General features: G+C 64.2%; 30 protein-coding genes. 22 read left to right on the top strand and 8 right to left on the bottom strand.

Annotated elements, in window-relative coordinates; genetic code table 11:
• The first annotated feature begins 103 nt into the window (after positions 1-103).
• The gene (locus tag ACWKSV_RS02435; RefSeq protein ID WP_191864682.1) at positions 104-502 is read left to right on the top strand and encodes a VOC family protein; all 399 of its coding nucleotides are present in this window, start codon (positions 104-106) and stop codon (positions 500-502) included.
• Between the two features lie 119 nt (positions 503-621).
• Here the strand turns inward: ACWKSV_RS02435 and ACWKSV_RS02430 are convergent, their stop codons facing one another.
• The 3 genes from ACWKSV_RS02430 to ACWKSV_RS02420 form a co-directional block, all read right to left on the bottom strand.
• Complete coding sequence (locus ACWKSV_RS02430; RefSeq protein ID WP_338469027.1) at positions 622-783, bottom strand: SEC-C metal-binding domain-containing protein; 162 nt, start codon at positions 781-783, stop codon at positions 622-624.
• A gap of 96 nt (positions 784-879) precedes the next feature.
• On the bottom strand, positions 880-1,272 hold the full coding sequence (locus ACWKSV_RS02425) for a UPF0149 family protein (protein ID WP_338469026.1): 393 nt from the start codon (positions 1,270-1,272) through the stop codon (positions 880-882).
• 5 nt (positions 1,273-1,277) lie between these two features.
• Positions 1,278-1,475 carry a hypothetical protein gene (locus tag ACWKSV_RS02420; protein ID WP_338469025.1) on the bottom strand — a complete coding sequence of 66 codons (198 nt, stop codon included), beginning with the start codon at positions 1,473-1,475 and terminating at the stop codon, positions 1,278-1,280.
• 204 nt (positions 1,476-1,679) lie between these two features.
• On the opposite strand from ACWKSV_RS02420, the gene ACWKSV_RS02415 reads away from it, so the two are divergent.
• Both ACWKSV_RS02415 and ACWKSV_RS02410 read left to right on the top strand, forming a co-directional pair.
• A complete protein-coding gene (locus ACWKSV_RS02415) occupies positions 1,680-1,961 on the top strand; it encodes a DUF427 domain-containing protein (protein WP_191864683.1) in 282 nt (93 codons plus the stop codon).
• Positions 1,962-2,069: 108 nt separating this feature from the next.
• Positions 2,070-2,900 carry an aldo/keto reductase gene (locus ACWKSV_RS02410; RefSeq protein WP_191864684.1) on the top strand — a complete coding sequence of 277 codons (831 nt, stop codon included), beginning with the start codon at positions 2,070-2,072 and terminating at the stop codon, positions 2,898-2,900.
• Here ACWKSV_RS02410 and ACWKSV_RS02405 read toward each other — a convergent pair.
• The gene (locus ACWKSV_RS02405) at positions 2,897-3,793 is read right to left on the bottom strand and encodes a LysR substrate-binding domain-containing protein (protein ID WP_191864685.1); all 897 of its coding nucleotides are present in this window, start codon (positions 3,791-3,793) and stop codon (positions 2,897-2,899) included. The genes ACWKSV_RS02410 and ACWKSV_RS02405 overlap by 4 nt on opposite strands.
• 89 nt (positions 3,794-3,882) lie before the next feature.
• On the opposite strand from ACWKSV_RS02405, the gene ACWKSV_RS02400 reads away from it, so the two are divergent.
• Positions 3,883-4,749, top strand: coding sequence for an oxidoreductase (locus ACWKSV_RS02400; protein WP_191864686.1), 867 nt, complete (start codon positions 3,883-3,885; stop codon positions 4,747-4,749).
• Here ACWKSV_RS02400 and ACWKSV_RS02395 read toward each other — a convergent pair whose 3' ends face one another.
• Positions 4,750-5,061 carry a metalloregulator ArsR/SmtB family transcription factor gene (locus tag ACWKSV_RS02395; protein ID WP_191864711.1) on the bottom strand — a complete coding sequence of 104 codons (312 nt, stop codon included), beginning with the start codon at positions 5,059-5,061 and terminating at the stop codon, positions 4,750-4,752.
• Between the two features lie 131 nt (positions 5,062-5,192).
• Between ACWKSV_RS02395 and ACWKSV_RS02390 the strand changes: the two genes are divergently transcribed.
• The 6 genes from ACWKSV_RS02390 (at position 5,193) to arsH (ending at position 10,562) form a co-directional block, all read left to right on the top strand.
• Positions 5,193-5,927: an SDR family oxidoreductase gene (locus tag ACWKSV_RS02390; protein ID WP_191864687.1), complete on the top strand. Its 735-nt coding sequence runs from the start codon at positions 5,193-5,195 to the stop codon at positions 5,925-5,927.
• Positions 5,928-6,141: 214 nt separating this feature from the next.
• Positions 6,142-7,308, top strand: a complete 1,167-nt coding sequence (locus tag ACWKSV_RS02385) for a metallophosphoesterase (RefSeq protein WP_338469024.1) — start codon at positions 6,142-6,144, stop codon at positions 7,306-7,308.
• A gap of 402 nt (positions 7,309-7,710) precedes the next feature.
• Entirely contained in the window at positions 7,711-8,043 is a 333-nt protein-coding gene (locus tag ACWKSV_RS02380; protein ID WP_191864688.1) for a metalloregulator ArsR/SmtB family transcription factor, read from the top strand.
• Positions 8,044-8,054: 11 nt separating this feature from the next.
• Positions 8,055-8,483: an arsenate reductase (glutaredoxin) gene (arsC, locus tag ACWKSV_RS02375; protein ID WP_066693076.1), complete on the top strand. Its 429-nt coding sequence runs from the start codon at positions 8,055-8,057 to the stop codon at positions 8,481-8,483.
• Complete coding sequence (locus ACWKSV_RS02370; RefSeq protein ID WP_191864689.1) at positions 8,483-9,769, top strand: arsenite/antimonite efflux transporter; 1,287 nt, start codon at positions 8,483-8,485, stop codon at positions 9,767-9,769. The genes arsC and ACWKSV_RS02370 overlap by 1 nt, the downstream gene beginning before the upstream one ends.
• A 40-nt stretch (positions 9,770-9,809) precedes the next feature.
• A complete protein-coding gene (arsH, locus tag ACWKSV_RS02365; protein ID WP_191864690.1) occupies positions 9,810-10,562 on the top strand; it encodes an arsenical resistance protein ArsH in 753 nt (250 codons plus the stop codon).
• A 249-nt stretch (positions 10,563-10,811) separates the two neighbouring features.
• Here arsH and ACWKSV_RS02360 read toward each other — a convergent pair whose 3' ends face one another.
• A complete protein-coding gene (locus ACWKSV_RS02360) occupies positions 10,812-11,570 on the bottom strand; it encodes a Crp/Fnr family transcriptional regulator (protein ID WP_483666875.1) in 759 nt (252 codons plus the stop codon).
• A gap of 117 nt (positions 11,571-11,687) precedes the next feature.
• Here ACWKSV_RS02360 and ACWKSV_RS02355 point away from each other — a divergent pair, with 117 nt between their 5' ends.
• The 7 genes from ACWKSV_RS02355 to budC all read left to right on the top strand — a co-directional run bounded on the left by ACWKSV_RS02355 (position 11,688) and on the right by budC (position 19,555).
• Positions 11,688-12,764, top strand: coding sequence for an alpha/beta hydrolase fold domain-containing protein (locus tag ACWKSV_RS02355; RefSeq protein ID WP_191864692.1), 1,077 nt, complete (start codon positions 11,688-11,690; stop codon positions 12,762-12,764).
• 59 nt (positions 12,765-12,823) lie between these two features.
• A complete protein-coding gene (locus ACWKSV_RS02350) occupies positions 12,824-13,906 on the top strand; it encodes a catalase family protein (RefSeq protein ID WP_191864693.1) in 1,083 nt (360 codons plus the stop codon).
• A 25-nt stretch (positions 13,907-13,931) separates the two neighbouring features.
• Complete coding sequence (locus ACWKSV_RS02345; protein WP_191864694.1) at positions 13,932-15,038, top strand: alcohol dehydrogenase catalytic domain-containing protein; 1,107 nt, start codon at positions 13,932-13,934, stop codon at positions 15,036-15,038.
• Positions 15,035-15,508, top strand: coding sequence for a hypothetical protein (locus ACWKSV_RS02340; protein ID WP_191864695.1), 474 nt, complete (start codon positions 15,035-15,037; stop codon positions 15,506-15,508). The genes ACWKSV_RS02345 and ACWKSV_RS02340 overlap by 4 nt, the downstream gene beginning before the upstream one ends.
• Positions 15,509-15,584: 76 nt before the next feature.
• A complete protein-coding gene (locus ACWKSV_RS02335; RefSeq protein WP_191864696.1) occupies positions 15,585-17,615 on the top strand; it encodes an L-dopachrome tautomerase-related protein in 2,031 nt (676 codons plus the stop codon).
• A gap of 11 nt (positions 17,616-17,626) precedes the next feature.
• A complete protein-coding gene (locus ACWKSV_RS02330) occupies positions 17,627-18,712 on the top strand; it encodes a catalase family protein (protein WP_191864697.1) in 1,086 nt (361 codons plus the stop codon).
• An 81-nt stretch (positions 18,713-18,793) separates the two neighbouring features.
• Entirely contained in the window at positions 18,794-19,555 is a 762-nt protein-coding gene (gene budC / locus ACWKSV_RS02325; protein WP_191864698.1) for a meso-2,3-butanediol dehydrogenase, read from the top strand.
• Between the two features lie 1,108 nt (positions 19,556-20,663).
• Here the strand turns inward: budC and ACWKSV_RS02320 are convergent.
• Positions 20,664-20,882 (bottom strand): hypothetical protein, encoded by a 219-nt coding sequence (locus ACWKSV_RS02320; RefSeq protein ID WP_191864699.1) that lies wholly within the window; start codon positions 20,880-20,882, stop codon positions 20,664-20,666.
• Positions 20,883-21,123: 241 nt separating this feature from the next.
• On the opposite strand from ACWKSV_RS02320, the gene ACWKSV_RS02315 reads away from it, so the two are divergent.
• The 5 genes from ACWKSV_RS02315 to ACWKSV_RS02295 all read left to right on the top strand — a co-directional run bounded on the left by ACWKSV_RS02315 (position 21,124) and on the right by ACWKSV_RS02295 (position 25,587).
• The gene (locus tag ACWKSV_RS02315) at positions 21,124-22,206 is read left to right on the top strand and encodes an extracellular catalytic domain type 1 short-chain-length polyhydroxyalkanoate depolymerase (protein WP_191864700.1); all 1,083 of its coding nucleotides are present in this window, start codon (positions 21,124-21,126) and stop codon (positions 22,204-22,206) included.
• On the top strand, positions 22,203-23,075 hold the full coding sequence (locus ACWKSV_RS02310) for a transglutaminase family protein (protein ID WP_191864701.1): 873 nt from the start codon (positions 22,203-22,205) through the stop codon (positions 23,073-23,075). Before ACWKSV_RS02315 ends, ACWKSV_RS02310 begins: the two co-directional genes overlap by 4 nt.
• Positions 23,076-23,263: 188 nt before the next feature.
• Positions 23,264-23,998 (top strand): alpha/beta fold hydrolase, encoded by a 735-nt coding sequence (locus ACWKSV_RS02305; protein ID WP_483666874.1) that lies wholly within the window; start codon positions 23,264-23,266, stop codon positions 23,996-23,998.
• Positions 23,991-25,118, top strand: a complete 1,128-nt coding sequence (locus tag ACWKSV_RS02300) for a PAS domain-containing sensor histidine kinase (protein ID WP_338469022.1) — start codon at positions 23,991-23,993, stop codon at positions 25,116-25,118. The genes ACWKSV_RS02305 and ACWKSV_RS02300 overlap by 8 nt, the downstream gene beginning before the upstream one ends.
• 94 nt (positions 25,119-25,212) lie before the next feature.
• Complete coding sequence (locus tag ACWKSV_RS02295; protein ID WP_191864703.1) at positions 25,213-25,587, top strand: response regulator; 375 nt, start codon at positions 25,213-25,215, stop codon at positions 25,585-25,587.
• Positions 25,588-26,003: 416 nt separating this feature from the next.
• Here ACWKSV_RS02295 and ACWKSV_RS02290 read toward each other — a convergent pair whose 3' ends face one another.
• The gene (locus ACWKSV_RS02290; protein ID WP_156884237.1) at positions 26,004-26,306 is read right to left on the bottom strand and encodes a hypothetical protein; all 303 of its coding nucleotides are present in this window, start codon (positions 26,304-26,306) and stop codon (positions 26,004-26,006) included.
• Positions 26,307-26,427: the final 121 nt, after the last annotated feature.

Here is a 26,427-nt window from a genome sequence, read left to right as displayed (position 1 = left end):
TGGTCAGCAATTCCCATCAGCTGTTAATCCGGTAAGAGCCCGACCTCGGCCCCAAATGCGGATCGTAAGCGTTTGAGAGATACCCTGAGCCGGAGAGAGTAAAATGCTGTTTCACACGATGGTTGGATCGAACGACATTGAACGATCGAAGCGCTTCTACGACGAGGTGCTGGGCACGCTCGGCGTCGGCGAACCGGCACGGAATATCGCCGACAGCGGCCATACCCGGCTCATCTACAATAATGGCAATGGGACCAACTTCATCGTCAGCCAGCCGATCAACGACGAACCGGCGAGCGTCGCGAACGGCAGCACCGTCGCCTTTTCGTGCAAGTCTCCCGAGCAGGTGAAGCAGCTTCACGATACGGCAGTTGCCAATGGTGGTACGTCGATTGAAGCCCCGCCCGGCCCGCGCCATACTGCGTCCATGGGTACGATCGAACTCGCCTATTTTCGTGACCCCGACGGCAACAAGCTTTGTGGGATCCATTTTCCCGAATAATCGGGCGCCTCGTATAATGGCCTGACCGTGTTGCCCGTCCCTCTCGTGGGCGGGCAACGCTTGATCGATCTGACTGCACGGGGATTAGAAGAAACCGTCTGCCGGGTCGATGGGTCTGGTCAGCCGCAGCAATGCTTATGCTTCTTACCCGATCCGCAAGGACACGGATCGTTGCGGCCGATCTTTGCAGCCGCAATCGCATCTACGGCGATCGGCTTCATCTCGCCAGCGTGCGCACGGGCCGCATAGAGGCACTGGATCGTATCCTTCAGCTCGGCCACCGCACGATCCTGGAAGGCGTTGACCTCGACGCTGTCGAGCTCGCTTTCCCCCCGCGCTATTGCGATCAGCGCCAGAAGGCGTTGCCATGGATCGGTCTATTCGGCAGCGGCGGCCGCCCCGCCCCATGCGTCTGGCCGCAACGCGATCGCGTCGGAAAAGCCGTCGACCCAATATTCCCACAGAACCTCGCCATCGCGCTCGTCGACGTCGAGGATCGGCTGCAACTTGTCGCGAGACAGATCGCGCGCGATCTCGTCACGCCGCGCCGCGACCGCCTTGACGAACCATTGCACGTCGAGCGGCTCCTCGAAGGGTGGGACGCCATCGGCCTCGACGCCCCATATGACCGTCATCCATTCATCAACGGGGATCGGTTCGGGACAGACAATAAGCCCGGTAAGGAAACCGTCGAGTTCGGTTAGCAGCATCGGCTCTTCGACCGGGAGTTCCGCCAGCGCGCCATCGAGCCGCCGGAAGCGAGACGGCATTTTCCTCACAGGCGGATACCGCGCAGGCGCATCTGTTCCTCCGCCATGGCACGCAGCGGCGTCGGATCACCTGCGGCGAAGATGTCGGCGAAATCGAGCAGATCCTCATCGCCCAATGCCGCCACCGCCGCCTCGATGGCGGCAAGGCGCCGAAGGTCGAGTTCCGTCTGGGTGGCGAGGCGCTTCATGCGGGTCTTGAGCATCGCCGTCCGTTAACAGGGTCGAGGGCCTTTGGCATCGCCCGATCTTCTGGCAAGCGCGTTGGAGGCAAGATCGGTGGGCACTTCCGCCCGCCACGGCGCACGGAACCAGTAGCGCTCATCACCCCCCGCAAGCCGAGTGGCCCAGACCCGACCTTGAAGAAGTTTGACCGAATGCCGACGTCCATCCATGTCAGGAGACGTATGATGGCGGAAGCACGATGGAACGGCGTACGGATCGCCCATAGCGACGATACGGTAATCGTCGAGGGCAACCATTATTTCCCCGTGCAGAGTGTGGACGCCGCGCTCCTGCGGCCGAGCAACACGACGACCATCTGCCCGTGGAAGGGAACGGCGCATTATTACAGCCTGAACGTCGCGGGCGCCGACAATCCCGACGCCGCTTGGTATTATCCCGATCCCAAGCCCGAAGCCGAAAACATCCGCGGACGCATCGCCTTTTGGAAGGGGGTTACGGTTAGCTGACCCGAGTGGAGTCGCATCTTGCATCCGGCGGCATGGTCCTCCGTGTCGGCATTAGCTATCACCAACCGGACATTGGCCCGATGCGCCGGGTCGAACGTTGACTGCCACATGAAAACGATCCGCTTTCCGGACGGGACTACCGTCCCCGCGCTTGGCCAAGGCACCTGGATGATGGCGGAAGACCCCGCCCGTCGGTCGGACGAAATCGCCGCGTTGCGCGAGGGACTGTCGCTCGGCCTGACCCTGATCGACACCGCCGAGATGTATGCCGATGGCGATTCCGAACGTCTGGTCGGCGAGGCGATCGCGGGCGTGCGCGACGAGGTGTTCCTCGTCAGCAAGGCCTATCCCCAGAATGCCTCGCGCGACCGATTGCCGCGAGCTTGCGGAGCGAGCCTCGACCGGTTGGGTACCGACCGGCTCGACCTGTACTTGCTGCACTGGCGCGGCAACGTGCCGCTGGCCGAAACGGTCGAGGCGATGGAGCGGCTGGTCGCGGCGGGCAAGATTTTGCGCTGGGGCGTCAGCAACCTCGGCACCGACGACATGGCGGAACTCGTCGCCGGCGGCGGCGAAGGTTGCCAGACCGACCAGATCCTCTACAATCTCACCCGGCGCGGCCCTGAATATGATCTGATCCCATGGCTCGCGCAGCATCAGATGCCGGTCATGGCCTACAGTCCGGTCGAGCAAGGCCGCCTGGTGGCACATCCCGGCCTTGCCCAAATGGCCGTCGAGCACAACGCCACGCCCGCGCAACTCGCTCTTGCATGGCTGCTGGCGCGGGACGGCATTCTTCCCATCCCCAAGGCCGGGTCGATCGTCCATGTGCGCGACAACCGGGCGGCGTTGGACCTCACACTATCCGAAGCCGAGCTACGACACCTCGACGACCTGTTCCCGCCGCCATGCGGCCCCGAGCCGCTCGCGATGCTCTAACCGCGGATGAAGTCGAGGAACGCGCGCAGCGGCGGCGGTACGAGGCGGCGGCCGGAATAATAGAGGAACGGGCCGGAAAAGGACTGCCACCAGTCGGGCAGCACCGGTTCGAGCGCCCCGCTCCTCAACGCCGGCGCGAGCCAGTCCTCGAACAGGTGGATGATCCCTCCGCCCGCCACCGCCACATCGACCAGCAATTCCACCGCACCGGCGACACCGGCTATCAACTGCCCTTGCGGCTCAATCCGTACGATCTCGCCATCGCGCTCGAACTCCCACGGGCTGGTGAGCGCGCCACTGCTGAACCGACCGCGCAGACAGGCATGGTCGAGCAGGTCGCGTGGATGGTCCGGCCGCCCGCGCGCATCGAGATAGGCCGGTGCCGCCGCTGTCGCAAAGCGCTGGACGCGCGGACCGATCGGCACCGCAATCATGTCCTGCTCCAGCCGCTCGTCATAGCGGATGCCCGCATCGCAGCCCGATGCCACCATATCGACGAAACCGTCCTCGGCGACGATCTCGACCTGAATGTCCGGATAGGCGGCGAGGAAGCCGGGCAGGATCACCGGCAGCACCAGCCGCGCCGCGCTGACCGGCACGTTGAGCTTGAGCATCCCCGCAGGGCGATCGCGGAACAGATTCACGACGTCGAGCGCCGCCTCCACCTCGCCGAGTGCCGGCGCCAGACGTTCCATCAGCCGGGTCCCCGCCTCGGTCGGCACGACGCTGCGCGTGGTGCGGTGAAGCAGCCGGACGCCCAACCGCGCCTCCAACCGCCTTACCGCTTCGCTTAGCGTCGAGGCGCTCGACCCGACGGTGCGCGCAGCGTCGCGAAACCCCCGCGCCTGCGCGACCGCCAGGAAGGCGTTGAGATCGGCAAGGTCAGCCTTCATCGTTCGGTTTTCCGTACAGCCCGTGCGGATCACTCCGGCTTATCGCTATGATCCGCAAGACGTATTTCGGTGCCAGCACAGGAGATAAGATGATGACGATCGATCAGGCAGGCACCTATTCCTTCGCCGGACACGACGTGAAGCGGCTCGGCTATGGCGCGATGCAACTTGCCGGCCCCGGCGTGTTCGGTCCACCGCGCGACCAGGAAGCGGCGCTCGCCGTGCTTCGCGCCGCTGTCGAGGCTGGGGTCAACCACATAGACACCAGCGACTTCTACGGCCCCCACGTCACCAACCGGCTGATCCGCGAAGCGCTGTCCCCCTACCCCGGCGACCTGCTGATCGTGACCAAGATCGGCGCGCGGCGCGGTGACGATGAATCCTGGCTCCCCGCGTTCGCGCCAAACGAACTGGCCCGTGCGGTCGAGGACAATCTGACGAACCTCGGGCTGGAGACGCTCGACGTCGTCAACCTGCGCCTGATGTTCGACGTCCATGGGCCGGCGGAAGGATCGCTCGCCGCGCCGCTCAAGACGGTGGCCGATCTCCAGCGACAGGGTCTGGTGCGGCATATCGGCCTCAGCAACGTGACGCCGACACAATTCGAGGAAGCCCGCGACATTGCCGCGATCGTCTGCGTGCAGAACCAATACAACCTCGCCCACCGCGACGACGATAGCTTCATCGATGCGCTGGCGGCGGAGGGCATCGCCTATGTGCCGTTCTTCCCGCTCGGCGGGTTCAGCCCGCTTCAGTCGGCGACGTTGTCCGACGTCGCGGCGCAGCTTGAGGCAACGCCAATGCAAGTGGCGCTGGCATGGCTGCTCCAGCGATCGCCCAACATCCTGCTGATCCCCGGCACCTCCTCGGTCGCGCACCTCCACGAGAATCTCGCTGCTGCCTCGCTGACGCTGCCTGAAGACGTTGTGGCCGAGCTCGACGCGATCGGCCGCTAATCAGGCCGGCCGGTTGGCGAGCACCGCGTCGAGCAGACCGGGAAACCGCTGGTCGAATTCGGCACGGCGCAGCGTGTTAATCATTTCACGGCCGACCTGCGTCGTCTCGATCAGCCCCGCCGCGCGCAGCAGCTTCAAATGGTTGGACAGCGTGCTCTTCGGGATTGAGTCGCACGGCGCGGCATCGGTGCAGCTCAGCCGCTCGGTTTCGGCGAGCCGCGCCACCATGGCCAGCCGGTTGGGATCGGCCAGTGCGTGCAGCGCCAGATCGAGCGGAACGTCCTCCAGCCGGGGGTGAGTGAAGCGGGCCATAGAACCGATATAGGGCACCACCTCCATTTTAATAGTTCGGCATTCTTGAACTGTTGAAGCGTCATCCCATTTACCGCCTGCTGACAGCGCACGACGGCGTGATCGCGGGCCAGCATTTTTGGAGAATATCTATGTCGATTCAGGGCAGGACAGCGCTCGTCACCGGCGGATCGCGCGGCATCGGCTCGGCCATCGCCAAGCGGCTGGCGGCGGATGGCGCGACCGTGGCGATCACCTATGCCGGCAACAAAGCCGCCGCCGACGCTACCGTGTCAGCGATCGAGAGCGCGGGCGGCGCCGCCTTCGCCTTCCAGGCAAACGCCGCCGATCCCGCGTCGCAGCGGGCGGGCGTCGAACAGGCCGCCGCCGCTTTGGGCGGGATCGACATTCTGGTCCACAATGCCGGCGTGGCGGAATTCTCGACCGTCACCGAGGACACCGACGAAACCTATGATCGCCAGTTCGGCGTCAACGTTAAGGGGCTGCACGTCGGCACCCGCTCGGCGCTGCCGCACCTTCGCGACGGCGGGCGGATCATCCTCATCGGCAGCATCTCGGGCGAAATGGCCTTCCCCGCGACCACCGTCTACAGCGCGACGAAGGCCGCGGTAGCGGCGCTGGCACGCGGCTGGGCCAAGGACCTCGCCCCACGCAACATCCTGGTCAACACCGTGCAGCCGGGTCCGATCGACACCGACATGAACCCCGCCGACAGCGAATTTGCCGGGCAAGTGCTGCACGCGATCCCGCTCGGCCGCTATGGCAAGGTTGAGGAGATCGCGGGCGCGGTCGCCTTCCTCGCCGGTCCGGATGCAAGCTACATCACCGGCACGACCCTCAACATCGACGGCGGTGCAACGGCTTAAGAGCAGTGGTCGCACAGCCTCGATAGTTGGACCCGCTGAAGCACGGGCGAGTATGACGCGGACGCCTGTACCCGTTACTCGCCCGTCCCTCGCGGTGATGACCGAGGCCATGTAATTTCGACACGCGCCCCTGTTGTTGCGACGGCGGGCCGCGTCGAAATCATATCATATCCAAGCCCCCTCCCCCGTGGCATGTGGCGGACACGTACGGCATGTGCCTCGTTTACAGGCGACATTGCCTGCAAAAGCCGGAGCGCACCCCATCTTCAATGTCGTCTTTGCCGTACCGGCCCTGATCGTCCTGACACGCTGGCTCTGGCCCTTGCCGCTGCCGCTCTGGGCAAAGATACCCGCAGGCATCCTGATGCTCGCTGCGTCGCAGTTCCATTTCTGGAGCCGATTGTCGTCGGGTTCGGTCTTCGCGCCCGAGTTCCCGCGTCTGATCTTGATCCTCTTCAACTGGGCGTTCGGCGCGCTGGTCCTGCTCGCCGTATTGCAACTGGTGATCGATCTGGGGGCGCTGCTGACCATGCTGGTGCGACGGGAGGTGATCCGGGAACCAGACGCGCTACGCTATACCATTGCCGGCGTGGCCGCGGCGTTGGCCGGGATCGGGGTCGTCAACGCGCTGCGCGTTCCCCCGATCGAGGACGTGACGGTGGCGATCCGCGACCTTCCGCCATCCTTCGACGGATACCGGGTCATCCAGCTCACCGACCTGCATATCAGCCGCCTCTTCACGTCCGATTGGGCGCAAGCAGTCGTCGATCGCACTAATGCGTCCGGCGCGGACCTGATCGTGGTGACCGGCGACTTCATCGACGGGTCGGTCGAAATGCGTCGCCCTGACGTGGCGCCACTACAGCAGCTGCGTGCGCCGAACGGGGTCTATGCCATCCCGGGCAACCACGAATATTTCTTCGATTACGGCGCGTGGATGCGGTGCCTCTCGGGCATGGGTTTCCGCATGTTGCCCAATGCGCATGCGGTGATCGAACGCGGCGTTGACCAGTTGGTCGTTGCCGGTGTCACCGACCTGTCAGCACCGAGCGTCGGCGAACCTGGGCCGGACCTTGCCCTCGCGATGAGAGGTGCACCCGCCAACGCGCCGATCCTTCTTCTCGACCATCAACCCGGAAAGGCACGCGATGCCGCCGCACGCGGCGTCGCGCTTCAACTGTCCGGACACACCCATGGCGGTATGATCGCGGGGCTCGACCGGATCGTCGCGTGGGCCAATGCCGGGTTCGTGTCGGGACGGTACGAAGTCGGCGGCATGACCCTCTACGTCAGCAACGGCACCGGCTTGTGGCCGGGCTTTGCGCTCCGGTTGGGCGTGCCGTCCGAAATCACGCGGTTCACGTTGCGGCCGATGAGATAAGTTTGCAGTATTGGACGGTAAATATCGGGAGACAGGATTCCTGACCTATTTTCTCCGCGCGCTAAGTCATTGATTTTGCGTCACCGCGCAACCCGCCTATCAGCGAGTTGCACATTGAGGGGTACAGCAGGGGGCACACGTAAACAAGTGCTGGGGTGCTACGCAGCGGATAACCGAAGGCGGCACGAATGACCCACATCCGGTCATCCGGGGCCTATTTTCATCTCCCCAACTTCGGTCGTTCGTTCATCGTCTCGAAAGATAGGTCTGCCGTCCCGCGTCTTGTTTGGGATTGCCCGCACCCGCCGACCGGCTGACCCGGGGCTTTCGGGAGACGGAGGGCTGCAAAGCGAACTATGATGTTCCTCTGGTCAACGCAGTTATATCCACTATGCTAGATGTATGGATAATGATTCTGCCATCGTCGCCCTCGCCGCGCTCGCTCAAAGCACTCGCCTAGACGTGTTCCGGCTCCTGGTCCGGCACGAACCGGACGGCATGGCGGCGGGCGAGATCGCCCGTCAGCTCGACGTGCCGCAGAACACCATGTCGGCGCATCTCGGCATCCTCGCGCGCGCCGGCATCGTCCGATCCGTGCGGCACAGCCGGTCCATCATCTACCGCGCCGACCTCGATAGCCTGCGGGCGCTGACACTGTTCCTGGTCAAGGACTGCTGCGCCGGCTCACCCGAGCTGTGCGCGCCCCTCATCGCCGAACTCTCCCCCTGCTGCTGAAAGGACGCGCCATGGCCGTCGACGTCGTGATTTACCACAACCCCGCCTGCGGCACGTCGCGCAACACGCTGGCGATGATCCGCAACGCCGGCATCGAGCCGCACGTCGTGGAGTATCTGAAGACCCCGCCTTCCCGTGCCCTGCTAGTCGAGCTGATCGATCGCGCCGGCATCACGCCCCGCGATCTGCTGCGCGAGAAGGGCACGCCCTATGCCGAGCTCGGCCTTGGCGACGCCTCGCTGACCGACGACGCCCTGGTTGACGCCATGATGGCGCACCCGGTCCTGATCAACCGGCCGCTGGTCGTCTCGCCGCTCGGCGTGAAGCTCTGCCGCCCGTCGGAGGCCGTCCTCGACCTGCTGCCCGAGCCGCAGCGGGGTGCGTTCGCCAAGGAGGATGGCGAACAGGTGGTGGACGCCTCAGGACAGCGCGTCGCCTGATGCTCCTTGCCCTCGCCATTTTCGTCGTCACGATTGCGCTGGTCATCTGGCAGCCCCGAGGCCTCGGCATCGGGTGGAGCGCGCTGGGCGGCGCGGCCGTGGCGCTGCTAGCCGGAGTGGTCTCGCTCTCGGATGTGCCGGTGGTGTGGGGCATCGTCTGGAACGCGACTGCGACGTTCGTCGCGATCATCATCGTCAGCCTGCTGCTGGACGAGGCCGGCTTCTTCGAATGGGCGGCGCTGCACGTCGCCCGATGGGGCGGCGGGCACGGCCGACGCTTGTTCGTCCTGATCGTCCTTCTCGGTGCAGCCGTGTCGGCGCTGTTCGCCAACGACGGTGCCGCGCTGATCCTGACCCCGATCGTCATCGCGATGCTGCGAGCACTGGGCTATCGTGATAGAGCGACGCTGGCGTTCGTCATGGCGGCGGGCTTCGTGGCCGACACGGCCAGCCTGCCGCTGATCGTGTCCAACCTGGTCAACATCGTGTCGGCCGACTTCTTCCGCATCGGCTTCGCCGACTATGCCTCGGTGATGGTGCCGGTGGACCTCGCGTCGATCGCCGCGACGCTGGTCGTGCTGCTGCTGTTCTTCCGCCGCGACGTGCCGATCGGCTATGACGTCGCTGCGCTGCGCATCCCGGCCGACGCAATCCGGGATCCCGCCACGTTCAAGGCGGGCTGGGTCGTTCTTGCCGCCCTCCTGGCCGGCTTTTTCCTGCTCGAACCCATCGGCGTTCCAGTCAGCGCCGTTGCCGCTGCCGGTGCGGTCCTGCTGCTCGCCATCGCCGGGCGTGGCCATGTTATCGAGACCCGCAAGGTCCTGCGTGGCGCACCGTGGCAGGTCGTGATCTTCTCGCTCGGCATGTACCTGGTCGTCTACGGCCTGCGGAACGCCGGCTTGACTGACCATCTCGCCGGTCTCTTCGACCGCACAGCCCAGGGCGGCGTCTGGGGTGCGGCGTTCGGCACCGGCATCATCGCCGCGCTGCTGTCGTCGGTGATGAACAACATGCCGACGGTCCTGGTCGGCGCGTTGTCGATCGACGCGACCCACGCCACGGGTGCCGTCCGCGAAGCGATGATCTACGCCAACGTGATTGGCTGCGACCTCGGCCCGAAGATTACACCGATCGGGTCGCTCGCTACCCTCCTATGGCTGCACGTCCTTGGCCAGAAGGGCATCCGGATCGGTTGGGGCTATTATTTCCGCGTCGGCGCGACGCTGACCGTCCCCGTGCTGCTGGTCACGCTCGCCGCACTGGCGTTCCGGATCAACGCCGGATGAACTGCGGAAACCCTCTGAACCCTACCGGAAACCCCATTTGATGCCCCTCCGCACTCTCACCGACCCGGATCATCTACCCGCGCTCGATCGTCGCTACGTGCTGGAGCGTCCCGCGCTAGGGCTGGGTGCAGGCGACCCGCCCCCGCGCATCCTGCTGCTCTACGGATCCCTGCGCGAGCGGTCCTACTCCCGGCTGTGCGTCGAGGAGGCGGCTCGCCTGCTGCGGTTCTTCGGTGCCGAGACGCGCATTTTCGACCCATCGACCCTGCCGCTGCCCGATCAGGTGACCGGCGACGACCATCCCGCCGTCCACGAGCTGCGCGAGCTGTCGATGTGGTCGGAGGGACAGGTGTGGTGCAGTCCGGAACGGCACGGTCAGATCACCGGCATCATGAAGCTACAAGTCGACCACCTGCCGTTGTCGATGGGCGGGATGCGACCGACACAGGGCCGCACCCTCGCCGTCATGCAGGTGTCGGCCGGATCGCAGTCGTTCAACAGCGTGAACACCCTGCGCATCCTCGGCCGCTGGATGCGGATGGTGACGATCCCGAACCAGTCGAGCGTCGCTAAGGCGTTTGAGGAGTTCGACGATGCCGGTCGCATGAAGCCGTCCAGCTACTATGACCGCATCGTCGACGTGATGGAGGAGCTGGTCCGCTTCACGATCCTGCTGAGACCGCACGCTGCCCGGCTTGTCGACCGATACTCAGAACGGAAAGACGCTGGCGTTCCGATCGACGCGGCAACTGACTTATCAAGCATCGCGACGGTACCGCAGAAAGTTATCTGACTGAATGGCCCCTCCCGGCTCGGCGGTCGCAAACCTTGCGGCTGCTCGTGGGCATCGACGTGAGCCCGGCTCGTTGGCAGCCAGGACCCAATCCCGGCCGTTCGCGACATATTTATCGCTTCCCAGCTGCGGTCATTCGTTCATATCAATCGCTACTGCTCGTCCAATTCTAGGGACGAACCGATGACGATGCGGACTTTGCAGGCCACTGAGGTCGCCCCAGGCGCCATCGTCCACAAATCTATAGGATCAGAGACCGAGTAGGCGCCGGTATTCCGCTTCGGCGAACCCGTAGGTGTCGCCAGCGAGGCGCAACAGCCGCTCCCGATCACGCACGATCACACGCCCGCGCACGGAGCGGACCGCCTCATCCTCTTCGAGCTTGTGAAGTGCGTCGGTTACGCTGCTGCGACGGACGCCGAGCATGAGCCTGAACTCCTCGTGCGTCATGCAGATGTCGTCTTCGCGGACTCGATCGTGGTAGAGAAGGATCCATCGTGCCATCCGCCGCTCGATCGAGTGCGCGAGCGACGAGACGATCGTCCTGGACATCTGGGTCATGACAACATCAACGAAGCGGAGCAGGATGGTTTGGATTGACGGACGGTCGGCCAGGATCCTGTTCAACGCCGCAACTGACAGCCTCATCGCCGTTCCGTGTTCGGCCCTCATCACGACGTCGTGTGACCAGCGCCCGTTGCCAAGCAGCAGCTGCCAACCGATAAACCCTTCGCTTCCGACCAGCGCGACCGCATAGCGGCGGTCGCCCTCGAGCGAGTCGAGTATCGCCGCGATACCGGTCAACGGGAAGCAGATGCTGTCTGCCGTATCGCCGGCGCGCGCGATCATGTCGCCGTTGCGAAACGGCACCAGTTCCAGATGCGGCGCAAGGGCGGCGCGGTCAGCGTCATTTAAAAGACGTAGCAGCGCATTCGCTTCACACGGCAGCGCGTTAGGCCTGCGCGTCTCATCTACCATCGAAGCCATATCATCCATGCCGCCGCCCATACTCCCGAACCTCGCTGCCCAGACGCTTGCGTCTACTTCCGTACAGAAACGCTAAAGGTCGCCCAATGGTTGGGAAACGCACAGTTACAGGAGGGATATTTGCGCAGAACCATTTCCATGCTGATCGCCGCGTCCACCGCAATCGCAGGCGTTCCGGCTCTGGCTCAGTCAGCCCGCTCGATCACGGCCCCTCCGCCACCACCGCCTCCCGCCACATCCGTACAGCCCCCGAAGGCCACGCCCGACATGCAGTCGGTCCTCGACGCGCTCGCATCGCTCGGCGGCAAGCCGATCGAGACGCTCACGCCTTCGGAAGCCCGCATGCAGCCCTCGGCGGCGGACGGCGCCAAGGCGGCGATGCAGAAGAAGGGAATGTCGACCGCGCCTGATCCTTCGGTCACGACGCAGGACCTGCCGTACGGCAGCGACCCAAAGCAATTCGCGCGCATCTACAAGCCGGCCGGGGCACCCGCCGGTGGCAAGCCGATGCCGGTCATCGTCTACTACCATGGCGGCGGCTGGGTCATCGCCGACGTCGCCACCTACGATGCTGCGCCGCGGGCTATGTCCAAGGCGCTCAATGCGATCGTCGTGTCGGTCGAATATCGCCATGCGCCGGAGTTCAAGTTCCCGTCCCAGCACGACGATGCGGCGGCCGCCTATCGCTGGACGCTGCAGAACGCGGCGAGCTGGGGTGGCGACCCCGCACGGATCGCGACGGTCGGCGAGAGCGCCGGCGGCAACCTTGCGGTCGCGACCGCGATCTACGCGCGCGACAACGGCCTGACGGCGCCGCGCCACATCATCTCGGTCTATCCGATTGCGAACAGCAGCATGACGCTGCCCTCGCGGAAGGATTCGGCGAACGCCAAGCCGCTGAACACCGCGATGCTGCCGTGGTTCGGCTACTACTATCAGACGAGCAAGGCCGATGCGCAGGATCCGCGCCTGAACCTGGTCGCCGCCGACCTGCGTGGTCTGCCGCCGACGACGATCATCAACGCGCAGATCGATCCGCTCCGCTCGGATGGCGAGACGTTGGCGGCCGCGATGCGGGCGGCCGGTGACAAGGTCGAGCAGAAGACGTTCCCGGGCGTGACTCACGAATTCTTCGGCATGGCCAAGGTCGTGAATGGCGCGAAGCAGGCGAACGATCTGGCCGTCGCGCGGCTGAAGGCGGCGCTGGCACGTTGATCGCTACGGAAGGGCGGCGCCTGCCGCCCTTCCCCCCTTTCCCATCACGAGGCCGTGCCATGACCGGTTCACCAGTCCGCTATTCACCCGACGTCGAACAGAGGCAGCCCGACGAGGCCGACACCATCCAGCAGCTCAACGAGGCGTTCGACGTCATCCTGGAACGGACGGCGGAGGATTACAGCCATGCGGTCCGCTCCGTCCATGCCAAGGCGCATGGCGTCTTGAAGGGCGAACTCGTCATCGACGATGCCCTGCCGCCGGAACTTGCGCAGGGAGCGTTCGCCTCTCCCGGCACGCATGAGGCACTCATCCGCATCTCGACCAATGCCGGCGACATCTTACGCGATGGCATCAGCCTGCCACGGGGCCTCGCGATCAAGGTTCTCGACGTGAAGGGCGAACGTCTTCCGGGTGCCGATGGAACGGCACAGGACTTTGTCACCAACAACGGCAAGGTGTTCGTGGCGAAGGACGCCAAGACCTTCCTCGGCAACGTCAAGATGCTGGCGAAGACGACCGACCGAATGGAGGGGACCAAGGAGGTGCTCTCAACGGCATTGCGTGGCGTGCACAACGCCCTGGAGGCGGTCGGGCTCTCCAGTCCGAAGGTCGACACGCTGGGCGGCACGCCCAACGTCGATCCGTTGGGCGAAACCTACAATTCGGTCACGCCGTATCGCTGGGGCGACTACATCGCCAAGTACCGCCTCGTGCCGATCGCGGCCGATCAGGTCGCGCTCACCGGCCGAACCGTCGAAGCGGGCGATCGGCCGGATGCAATCCGTGAGGATGTGCAGGTCAAGATGGCCCGCCTCAATGCGGAATGGGAGTTCCAGGTCCAGCTTTGCCGCGACCTCGAAATGCAGCCGATCGAAGACCCCACGGTCGAATGGGACGAGGAGGTCTCGCCGTTCCAGCGCGTCGCCGTGTTGCGCGTACCGGCGCAGGATAGCTGGGATCCGGCCCAGGTGCGCAAGATCGATGAGGAAACACGCTTCAGCATCTGGACCGGGCTCGCGGCGCACCAGCCGCTCGGCAACGTCAACCGTGCGCGTAACGAGACCTACCGCCACTCCGCGGACTTCCGGGCGCGCGTGAACGGCTGCCCCTATCACGAGCCGACAAACGCCGGCGCCTGACCATCCGGAACGAGGAAGACCCAACATGACCAAAGCTCTAGGCTATGCCGCCAAGCATTCGTTCAGCCGCCTGAAGCCCCTTGAGTTCGATCGTCCCGAACCGAAGGCCAACGAGGTGCAGATCGACGTCCTCTATTGCGGCGTCTGCCATTCCGACATCCACCAGGTCGAGAACGACTGGGGCAATACGGTCTACCCCTGCATGCCCGGCCACGAGATCGTCGGCCGCGTCTCGGCCGCCGGTGCAGGCGTGTCCCGGCACAAGGTGGGCGACCTCGTCGGGGTCGGCTGCATGATCGACAGCTGCCGTCAGTGCGAACCCTGCCGCGAAGGCGACGAGCATCACTGCGAGGGGCATAACAGCTGGCTGGCGACCTACAACGGTCCGATGAAGCCCGCCGCGCAGACCGAGGATGGCGTCAACACCTACGCCGAGGACAACACCTATGGCGGTTATTCGAACGTCATGGTGGTGCCTGAGGATTTCGTCCTGAAGGTGCCCGAAAGCCTGCCAATCGAAGCGGCGGCACCGATCCTTTGCGCGGGTGTCACCACCTATTCGCCGCTGAAGCACTGGGGCGTGAAGGCGGGCGACAAGGTCGGCATCGTCGGCCTGGGTGGGCTCGGTCACATGGCGGTGAAGCTCGCGGTCGCGATGGGTGCGGACGTCACCGTATTCACGACCGACAAGGACAAGGTCGAGCCGGGTAAGGCGCTGGGCGCCAACCGGGTCGTGATCGAGGGTAACAAGGATGCCTACAAGGAACTCGAGCTGAGCTTCGACTTCATCCTCTCGACTATCCCGGAAAAGCACAAGGTCGATCCGTTCATCACGCTCTTGAAGCGCAACGCGACCTATTGCGCGGTCGGTGCGCTGGATCAGATCCCCGGCTACAACAACCAGGAACTCATCATGCACCGCCGGACGCTGGCGGGCTCGCTGATCGGTTCGATCGCCGAAACGCAGGAGGTGCTCGACTTCTGTGCCGAGAAGGGTGTCGCCCCCGACGTCCAAGTCATCGACATCCAGGACGTCAATTCCGCCTACAAGAAGGTCAAGAACGAGGACGTGCGCTTCCGCTATGTCATCGACATGGCCTCGCTAAAGCGTGAGATGGAGGAGGCCGCTTGAACGGCCGCCGCGTCACCGGTGCCGTTGCGGGCGCTCTGCTTGCCGGGTTGGGCCTTAGCGCCCTGATGATGGCCGGGGAGAAGAAGACCGGCAAGCCATCGGAACTGGCGGACCTCGAGCGCCGGGCGGCGGGGCGGCTCGGCCGCCACACGCCGCCCGTTGACCAACTCCCCGACGTCGGGGAGCAGACGTTGACGCAGGGTGGACATCTGTTGCTCTCGGCGATCGCCGGCGGCGCCTATGCCATTACAACGGATGAGGATGCGGCGATCGTCCCGAGCGGCATCCTATTCGGTCTCGCCTTCTACGGCGTCGCGCATTGGCTCACCGGCCCACTTCTTGGCGTCAAAGAGCCCGAGTGGCGGTCCGGCGGCAGGACGATCGCAATGCACGCCGTCAACCACATCGCCTTCGGCATTGCGACTGCGGCAGGAGCCGGAATTGCGTCGAGGATCGAGTCGCCAAGGTGATGAGACAGCATTCCAGCCCCACGCCGATCCTGCCGTCAAGAGCGCTAAGCTACAGCGCGATCGAGGCGAACCGCTGATGCGATCATTTGCGACCGAAACACTCGACATCGCGTATCGGGACGAAGGTCCGCGAGACGGTCCGGCGGTGCTGCTGCTCCATGGCTGGCCGGACGATGCATCGACGTGGCACACTGTGGCGGAAAGCCTCCACGCGGCCGGGCTGCGCACGATTGTGCCGACGCTGCGTGGCTTCGGTGCGACGCGGTTCCGGGACACGGCATCGCCGCGGACCGGTAACAGCGCGATCCATGCGATGGATGTGATCGAGCTGCTCGACGGCTTGGAGATCGACCGCTTCATGGTCGCCGGTCATGATTGGGGATCAAACACCGCCGAAGCGCTTGCGGTAGGCTGGCCCGATCGGGTGGAGCGGATGGCGATGCTGTCGACCCCGCCCCGGCTCGGCGGTATGCCGACGCCGCCGTTCGAGCAGACCCAGCGGCAATGGTATCACTGGTTCATGGCGACCGCGCGCGGGGCGGAAGCGGTACGTGCAGACCGGCGCGGATTCACCCATCTGCATTGGGTCAACTGGTCGCCACCGGGATGGTTCGACGAGGCCACGTTCGACCGTGTCGCCCAGTCGTTCGACAATCCCGACTGGGTCGACGTGACGCTTCACAGCTATCGCGCGCGCTGGGGCGAAGCGGAACCTGATCCACGAAGCGCCTGGCTGGAGGACAAGGTCAAGGCGACCACGACCTTGTCTCTGCCGACGCTCTACATCCACGGCGATGCCGATGGCGTGAATTCGCCCTCGACCGCGCAGGATGTGCGAGCAAAATTCGCCGGGCCGTTCGCGCGCATCACCATGACCGGGGTCGGCCATTTTCCGCAGCGTGAGAACCCGCAAGCGGTGGTGCGCCACCTCATTACCCTCTTCGCCGGCGACCCCGCCGCGCTGACTGATACGATCGACAGGAGCCTGACCATGAAAAAAGCCGCACCTTATGCCGCTGGAATCGCCGCCATCGGCCTGGCTGCCGCTGCTGCAGCCGGCGTTGCCCACGCTCAGGGCCGCAGCGCGCAGCTGACGCAGGTGGCGCAGTTCGACCATCAGGCGACCGGCGTCGCCGTGACCGGGGATGGCCGTCGCTTCGTCAACTTCCCGCGCTGGACAGATGACGCGCCGATCTCGGTTGCAGAGGTGATGAAGGACGGATCCTTGCGCCCCTATCCCGACGCCAAGTGGAACAGCTGGCGCAATGCTCGCGCCAACGAACTGCCGGTCGGCGACTATTTCGTCTGCGTGCAGTCGATCGTCCCCGATGGCCATGGCAACCTCTGGGTGCTGGATCCCGGTGCGCCCGGCAACGAGAAGATCCTCGAAGGCGCCCCGAAACTCGTCCGCATCGATCTGGCATCGAACAGGGTGACGAAGACGATCCTGGTTCCTGGCGACGTCGCGTTGCAGGGCACCTACCTCAACGACATCCGCTTCTCGCCCGACGGCAAGACCGGCTACATCACCGACAGCGGCACGCGCGGCGCGATCATCGTCGTCGACCTGGAGAGCGGCAAGAGCCACCGTGCGCTTGACGGGCACCCCTCGACGCAGATCGACAAGACGGTGAAGGTGACGCTCGACGGCAAGCCGCTCGTCCGCCCCGATGGCCGCCAGCCTGCCTTCGCCGCTGACGGCATCGCCATCTCCAAGGATGGCAAGACGCTCTACTATCAGGCGCTGACCGGCAAGACGCTGTATTCGATCGACACCGCCAAGCTGCGGTCGGACGTCAGCGAGACGGACAGGGCGGCAGCGGTGAAGACGGTCGCGCAGACCCACGTTGCCGACGGCCTGTGGATGAGCAAGGCGGGCGTCCTCTACCTGACCTCGCCGACCGACTATGCGATCAAGCGGCTGAACGGCGCGACCGTCGAGACGGTGCTGACCGACCGCCGCCTGCGCTGGCCCGACACCTTCTCCGAAGGGCGCGACGGGACGATGTACGTCACCGCCAGCCATATCCAGGACACCAACTGGTTCACGCCCGGCGCACCGCCGTCGATCAAGACGCAGCTGTTCTCCTTCGCGCCCGCCAAGTGATCGGACATCCCATGACCTATCTACGCTATTCGCCTGACATCGAAACACCGGAGACCGACGAACAGGAGAGCATCAACGGCATCATCCAGGGCATGACCCAGGAGAGCCAGACCGTCGAGAAGCGCGACGGGCATGCGGTACGGGCGAGCCATGCCAAGAGCACGGCCTGTGTGATCGGCAAGCTCATCGTTGCGCCCGGGTTGCCGCCCGAGCTGGCACAGGGCCTCTTCGCGGATCCAGGCACGTTCGATGTCGCCGTCCGTTTTGCGCAAGGCCCCGGTGAGAAGCTCGGCGACCGTGTCTCGACCCATCGCGGCATGTCGATCAAGGTATTCGGTGTCGAGGGCACGAAGCTGCCCGGCCATGACGCGCCGACGCAGGACTTCGTCCTCGCCAGCGGTACGACCTTCCCGGCGGGGACCGCCGCGGGCTTCCTCTCGCAAGCCAAGAAGATTGGGCTGACGGTGCCCATGCCCGAAGGGGTGAAGAGTGCGGCCGCCTCCGTCGCCCGCAACATCAACAAGGTACTGAATGCGGTCGGTGCAGGTCCAAGTCCGACGCTGGACTTCTATGGCCACCCCTTCAGCCACCCGTTGGTCGAGGAATATTTCAGCCAGTGCCCGGTGCGCTTCGGGGATCATGTTGCCAAGATCGGGGCTTTCCCCGTCGCAGCCGAGCAACGGGCGCTCGCCAATTGGCAGCTCGACCCGCATCAGGATGAGGATGGCTTCCGCCATGCCTCGGTCGAGTACTTCGAGGGCAAGGATGCGGTGTTCGAGCTTCGGGCGCAGCTATGGACCGATGCCGAGACGCAGCCGATCGAGGACACCTCCGTCGATTGGCCGACAAGCGAAAGCCCATATCGTACCGTCGCCACGATCCGACTGCCGCAGCAGTCGGCCTATGGCCCCGACCGCGTCCGCTACTTCGACGAAGTGATGACGTTCCGCCCGGCCCATAGCCTGGAGGTCCATCGCCCGCTGGGCGGCGTGATGCGTGCGCGCATGCAGGTCTACCAGGCGCTCAGCGACTTCCGCCACCGAGAGAACGGCATTGCCGCCTCGAACACTGCCGCCATCCAGGACATCCCAGCCTGAGCTGAACGCCAGTGCTGACCATAGTGAGAGGACAATCATGAAGTTCGAAGGCAAGCATTACGTTCAGGCGGAGAACGCGTGATGGCGCGCTTTTCCGACAAGGTCATCGTCATCACGGGTGCCGGCTCGGGGATCGGTGAAGGGGCCGCGCGCCGCTTCGCCGAGGAAGGCGCAACGCTGGTGTTGGGCGACATCGACAAGGCCGCGCTCGACAAGATGGCGGGCGAACTGCACGGCACAGTCGAAACCCACGAGACCGACGTGTCCGACCGCGCGGCATGCGAGGCGCTCGTCCAGGCTGCGATCGATCGCTTCGGCCGGATCGACGTGCTTGTCAACGACGCCGGCGTCGATCATCTCGGCAAAGTCGATGAAGGCGACTTCGCCGAATTCACCAAGGTGATTGAGACCGATCTCTACGGCGTCGTTCACATGAGCCGCGCGGCGATCCCCCATCTGCGCCAATCGAAAGGCTGCATCGTCAACGTCTCGTCGGTGTCCGGCCTGGGCGGCGACTGGAACCATAGCTTCTATTGCGCCGCAAAAGGAGCGGTGAGCAACTTCACCCGTGCGCTGGCGATGGACGAGGCGAAGCACGGCGTCCGCGTCAACGCGGTCAACCCGTCGCTCACCTACACCGCGCTGACCGCGGGCATGAAGAAACAGCCTGAGCTTATCGCCAAGTTCGAAGAGCGCATCCCGTTGGGCCGCGGCGCCGAGCCCGCCGACATTTCCGGGGTAATCGCGTTTCTGGCGAGCGAGGACGCGCATTTCGTGACGGGCGTGAATCTGCCGGTCGACGGCGGCCTGACCGCGTCAAACGGGCAACCGCCACTGTCTTAATGGATGTGAGGCGGGCTTCTACGCCCGCCCACTCTTCGGGAGTTGGCTAAATCGCCGGCGCCAGATTCATCAGGGGTCAAATCTCCCAAACTGATGGGAGTCAGGTCACAGAATTGGACCCACAATCGGTCATTAAACGCCCCCTGCCCGCTTCCCAGCACCTGCCGTTCGTTCAGGCGATAGGCTCACCCCCTCGGCCATTTCGTGCAGGCGTGTGGAAGGGGGGGACTTGCCGGCAAGGCAGCTATCAGCAACCCCGAAGCGGATATTCCGCCGACATGCGGCGGAACGGTTCGGTGAAAATACGGAAGAAGCGATCCGCCAACGGCGACCGCTGCTTGTTCATACCACCCGGCGCGGGGGGCCAGGGCCTGCGTCCATCGAACGGCGTAGATTCGACCTTGATATACAAGTTGATCGAGCGGCGGACTGATATGATCCTGACGGGACACGAGGCTTGTTGGCCGAACGCGGCCTGATCACCGACATGGCCGCCGCCCGTGTTCTGCCATGCCAGGGGCAAACCGGCCTATCCGCGATGAAGTTGTCGTTTCTTTGCCGGCCTTTAGGATGGAAACTAGCCGGCGTCAAAGACCAGATAACTTGACACTGGAAATGTGAATGCGAAGCCGTGCTGCCATGCGAACCACGTCGACTGGTGTTCGCGCCAGGTCACCGGCAAGCTTCTCTAGCGTAGCCCCCAACAGCGCTAGACCACGTAGGTCTGTGATGTCGCTTTGTGTCCAGCGGCGCTGATCGTTCATCTCGGACCTCCGGTCGAAAGCGGGCACCTCGCCACCACCATTCCTACACGGCCCCGATCAAGATTTTCGCCCCGATCGTCGAGGCCGCGAGCGTCACGCTCCATCGCGGCGTGCAGATCGGCGGGCCGTAGGACACGGGTACTACAGCTCCCAGGGGACTCAACCATCAGGTCAATGCTGGTCGCGACGTACACGGGATCGAACGATCCCTGATGCACCTCCTCACGCGTGTGGATGGCATAGCGTCCAGCCGGAAGAACTCGGGGATCGCTTCCGATCCTTGCGTTACCGCGAAAGTGCACGGTCGAGGACCGTGTACGGGTCAGGCCAGAATGGGTCAGCATCTAGAGCGCCCAGGTCCGCAGTGGTGTACGCCGCACGGTACCCGTCAGCAGCTTTCGGCCGAAAGCGGCCCGCATCGTCTCGGCGGCGATGATGTTCATCAGGACGACGCGTGTCCCGCCGGATGCCAGCGTCTCGATAGCGCTGATCGTAGCACCGTACCGGGCGCAGGACTGGATTACTTCGGCTTCGGTGGCGTTGACGTTGATCGCGCGAGACATGGCGGCTCCTCATTCAAGCGGGAGCGCGAGTAAGTCTCTCAGCCAGGTCTTTGCTAGAAGGGCAACCCGGTACGCAAAATATGGTGCTGAACCGCCGATACGACAAGTGGCACAGAAGGCTTGTGTGTCGCTATCTTGTGCAGCAGGCGAGGAAACACCACCTATGCTGCAATGCACAATAGGGCGCGTGCGGCAGCATAGCCTATCCATTGCTTTCCTCTGCCAAAAATGAGGCGCCGCCATGCGCTCGATTTCCGATACGATCTCCCATCTCCGCACCATGGCGGCCGCCGAGCCCCACCCAGACCAGCGGACGGGGCCCTTGATCGCCATGGATGATTTCGGGCGCAATCCCGGCGGCCTGCGGGGGTATCTGCATGTTCCGCACGATCTGCCCGCCCATGCTCCGCTCGTCGTCGTGCTGCACGGCTGCACGCAGACCGCCGCCACCTACGATCATGGATCGGGATGGTCGACGCTGGCGGACCGGTTTGGCTTCGCGCTCTTGTTTCCCGAGCAGCAGCGCGCCAACAACCCCAATCTCTGCTTCAACTGGTTCTCGGTCGAAGACACGCGCCGCGGTAGCGGCGAGGTCGAGTCGATCCGCGAGATGGTCGCAACCGCGGTCGAGCGCCACGGCCTCGATCCGGCACGGGTCTTCGTCACCGGCCTGTCGGCGGGCGGCGCGATGACCTCCGCATTGCTAGCCTGCCATCCCGAACTTTTTGCGGGAGGGGCGATCATTGCCGGTCTACCGTTCGACACCGCCCATAGCGTGCCCGAGGCGATGGAGCGGATGCGTGGCCGCGGCCATGACCGCACCAGGTTAAGCGACCGGGTGCGAGCGGCGTCTGCGCACAGCGGTCCCTGGCCGATGGTGTCGGTCTGGCACGGTACGGCGGACATGACGGTCGCCCCCGTCAACGCCGCGCTGATCATCGACCAGTGGCGCGAGCTGCACCGCGTCGGCGAGCCGGACATCGCCGAGCATGTCGGTGGTCATACCCGCCGCGTCTGGCACGATGTGGCCGGACGGGTGGTGATCGAGGAGTATAGGGTCACGGCCATGGGGCATGGCACGCCGCTCGCAACAGATGGCGATGAGGCCTGCGGTGAGCCTGGCCCACATATGCTCAGCGCAAATATTTCCTCCACTTATCGGATCGCGGCCGCCTGGGGCATCGTACCCGCCGCGGCGCCATCCCGGCCGGTCGCTACCGTAGCAACCGAACCGCAGCGGCCGGAAACGGCACGGCCATCACGGTTCGACCCGACGGCGACGATCAACGATGCACTTCGGGCGGCCGGGCTGATCAAGCCATGAGGCTGCGCATCCGGCATCGCACCGTCTATCACTATACTCAACCGGTCCGCTTTCTGGATCATCGCCTGCTGGTCACGCCACGCGCGACCCGCGACGTGGCGATAATCTGGTCGAGGCTGCGGATCGATCCCGCCGCCTCGCTGGTCTGGAGCGAAGACGCTGCGGGCAATACCACGGCGCTCGCCCTGATCGCCGAGGCCGCCGCGACCCTGACCATCGAAGCCGAGCATGAGGTGCTGCACAGCGCGGAGCCTTACCCGGTGTTCCGGCTGGACCCGGCTGCCCACCGGTACCCTTTTGCCTATGCGTCCGATGATCGGGCCCTGTTCGGGCCGGGGCTGCTCAGCGGGGACGCGGATCAAGACGAAGATCAGGTGCGGTGGCTGGCCGGGTTTCGGGCAACCGCGCCGGACGATACGTTGAGGCTGCTCAACGCCCTTAACGAAGCCATCGGGGCCACCATCGCCTATCGCACGCGCGACGAAGAAGGCACGCAATCGCCCTCGCGCACCCTGGCGCTGCGCAGCGGATCGTGCCGTGACTTGGCGGCGCTGTTTCTCTGGGCGGTGCGGCGGCTGGGCTTCGCCGCGCGAGCGGTGTCGGGCTATCTGTTCGATCCAGGAATGGCGGCAGGCGATGTCGGCGCGACCCATGCCTGGTGTGAGGTCTTCCTGCCTGGCGCAGGGTGGATCGCGTTCGACCCGACCCAGCGACGGATCGGCGGAGCCGGGCTCGTCGCTACGGCGGTTGGCGTAACCAGCGCGGCAGTGCTGCCAGTAATCGGCGGGTTCGTCGGCGATGCGGCCGCTTTTGCTAGTTTGGATGCAAGTGTCGTCGTCGAAGCCCTCGATGCCACCGCTTCCGTGTAACGGTCTTTGTAGGTCGTTTTAGACGTGCTAGGCCGCCTCCCACGCGGGAGCGATCGAGATTGCTGCCGATCCTGTGGAGCGCGCATCCCGCTATGCCTATCGAACCAACCATGTCGGACGGCTCCCCTTCGCAAGCGACCGTACTGGACACGCTTAACGTCCGCATCAGCGCGGGGACCGGGCGTACCATGATGTTCGCGCACGGGTTCGGATGCGACCAGAATATGTGGCGCTTCGTCGCCCCCGACTTCGCTACCGATTTCCGCACGATACTGTTCGATCATGTCGGCGCGGGCGGCTCCGACCTCGGTGCCTATGATGCCGACAAATATGACAGTCTCGACGGCTATGCCGATGACGTCATCGAGTTGGCCCGCACTTTGGATGTTACGAATGGTGTGTTCGTCGGCCATTCCGTCAGTGCGATGATCGGCCTCGTTGTCGCACGCCGAGCGCCCGAACTCTTCTCGACGATCGTCCTGGTCAGCCCTTCGCCCTGCTATATCGACGACATAGATTATACGGGCGGCTTCACCCGCGACGAGATAGACGAGCTACTCCAGTTCCTCGACAGCAACCCTATGGGCTGGTCGCAGGCGATGGCGCCGGTCATCATGGGCAACCCCGATCGGCCCGAACTGAGTGAGGAACTCGCCGCCAGCCTCTGCCGCACCGATCCCGAAATCGCCAAGCGCCTTGCTCGCGTCACGTTCCTGACCGACAGTCGGGGCGACCTTGGCCCTATCGATGCCGATGTCCTCGTTCTGCAATGCCGGGAGGATGCGATCGCGCCACCCGGCGTCGGAGCGTATGTCCAGCGCGCGATCCCGGGAAGCCGTCTGGTAACGTTGGATGCCGTCGGCCACTGCCCGAACCTCAGCGCCCCGGCATCCACCATCGCGGCGATACGCGCCTTTGTCTGATCCCGACACGCCCGCCATCGCCGCCGCCACTACGATCGACTTCGAGGCGCTGTTCGAGACGGCTCCGTGCGGCTATCTCGTGTCCGATCGCGATGGCAGGCTCGTTCGCGTCAACCGAACCTTCGCCGGATGGTTGGGCGTGACCCCGGACGATCTGCGTGGCCGACGTTTGCCCGACCTGCTGACCGTAGCGGGCAAGATTTTCTACGAAACCCATTTTGCCCCGACGCTGCGCATGCAAGGCCGCCTTGACGAAGTGGCGCTGGAGTTGGTCGCAGCCGACCGGCGTCGGTTGCCCGTCTTGGTCAACGCCAATACCAACGAAGGCGATGCCGATGCCGATCGGCAGGTCCGCTTTGCGGTGTTCCTGGCCGCCGGGCGCCGCGGCTATGAGCAGGACCTGCTCGACGCGCGCGATCGGGCCCAGGCGACGATTGTGAGCGAACGCGCCGATTCTGAACTGCGCGAACAGTTCATCGCCGTGCTCGGGCATGATCTGCGCAATCCGCTGGCCTCGATCAACAGCGGTCTGCATCTGCTGGCCCGGGAAACGCTGAGCGCGCGCGGCACCAAGGTGACGGAACTGATGAGTGGCAGCGTGTTGCGGGCCAATGCGCTGATCGACAATGTGCTTGATTTCGCGCGGGGGCGGCTGGGGGGCGGGATCACGCTCGCCTATGACGCGCACACGCCGCTGGAGCCAATGTTGCAACAGGTCGTGTCGGAACTCCGCTCCATCGCACCAGCACAGTCGATCGTCACCCATTTCGCGCTGCACGAGCCCATCTCATGCGACCATGTACGTATCGGCCAGCTATTGTCGAACCTCCTGGGCAATGCCCTGACCCATGGTGCCAAGGACCAGCCGGTTCGGGTCGATGCCACGACGTCGCTGGGAGAACTCGTCATCGCAGTCTCGAACGGTGGGACGCCGATTCCAGAAGCGGTGCTCGAGCGGCTGTTCCAGCCCTTTTATCGAGGGCATGACCGGGTCCGCCAAGGCCTTGGCCTGGGCCTTCACATCGCCTCGGAGATCGCCCTGGCGCATGGCGGCACGCTGGTGGCGCGATCCGACGCGGTCGCGACCACCTTCATTTTTACCATGCCGCTCGCGAATTAATGTAATGGGGGCTGATGAATCGCACCCGATCTCTGCGACCGAGCGTTGAGAGTTATTAGCGGCAGCCGGGCATGTTCCGGGCGGAGACCCGGCAATGACCGATGAATTTCACACCATGACCGTTCTTATCGTCGAGGACGACGCGCTGGTGCGCATGCACGGCGTTGGTATTTTTGAGGATGCCGGATTTCGGGTGCTCGACGCGGACAGCGCCGACGAGGCGCTCGTCATACTGAGCGATGGCGGCAAAATTCACCTTATGTTCTCGGATGTTGACATGCCGGGCACCATGGATGGGCTTGCCCTGGCGCGCGTGGTGCATGAGCGATGGCCCCGTATTCATTTGCTTATGACGTCAGGCCACCATCGCCTGCGTGATGACGACGTACCGGGGCCCGGCAGGTTTGTTCCCAAGCCATGGCAGGCAAACGGGCTGCTGGATGAGGCACGCGCGCTGATCCAGGCCTGAAGCGGCATATCAGGGATGGCGGCAATCTGCGGTGCTTCGCTTGCCGCGTATCGCTAGCGCCAGCAACTAGGCTTCCACCGAAAAGATCAAAACTATCCGTACCCAAGTATTCGCTCCCACGATATGATGGTGTGATCGTGTCGTCCAACTGGAGGGATCCCGTGCCGATATTGGCGTCACGCGACGCACTTGACGAAGACGCGATAGGGAAATTAAAACTGTCTTGTATAATTTAAGACTAGGCCTTTAGACATTCAATAGAATTCACAACCTAACTCCAAGCAAAATTGATTTCACGAACATAATAACGTACAGTGCTTTGCATTCAGCTCTTTAAATTATGGTGCATCTTGGTTTTGTCAAAAGCTAACGATATCAATTTACGTCCGTCATCATGTCGCACGACTTTTGACTGATCAGGCTGCCTCGCGTTCATTAAGAGGCCGCTCGGCCAGCAACCGTTCAACACGCTTCAGGCCCGCATCGCTTGCGATTCCTACGTCAATTGGTCGAGCGGATAGTTCAGCGTGGTGGCTGTTGAGAAAGGCCTTTACGCATTCAGGCGTGCGCAATGCGGCCCAGGCAGCCGAAGTGAGACGGAGTTGCCGCGCGGCGGCTTCACGCGGCATGGCGGTGCGTCCCGGACGAAATTGTCGCCGCTTTTTCTGTTGATTGACTGTGCCGTCACTGGCAGCCTCTGGGGTGACAGTCTCGGTCAACTTACGCGCGAGCCCATGAGAGCAACGCCACCCGTGCCGGCACGCAACATACCAATACAGCGTGCATAGGCCGCGGCAAGTCCACGATGGGCAAGGCGCGCTTCCGCAGACCCGGCAGTCG

Source organism: Sphingomonas sp. SphC10 (assembly GCF_057004845.1).
This window is presented reverse-complemented; position numbering and strand designations above follow the sequence as displayed.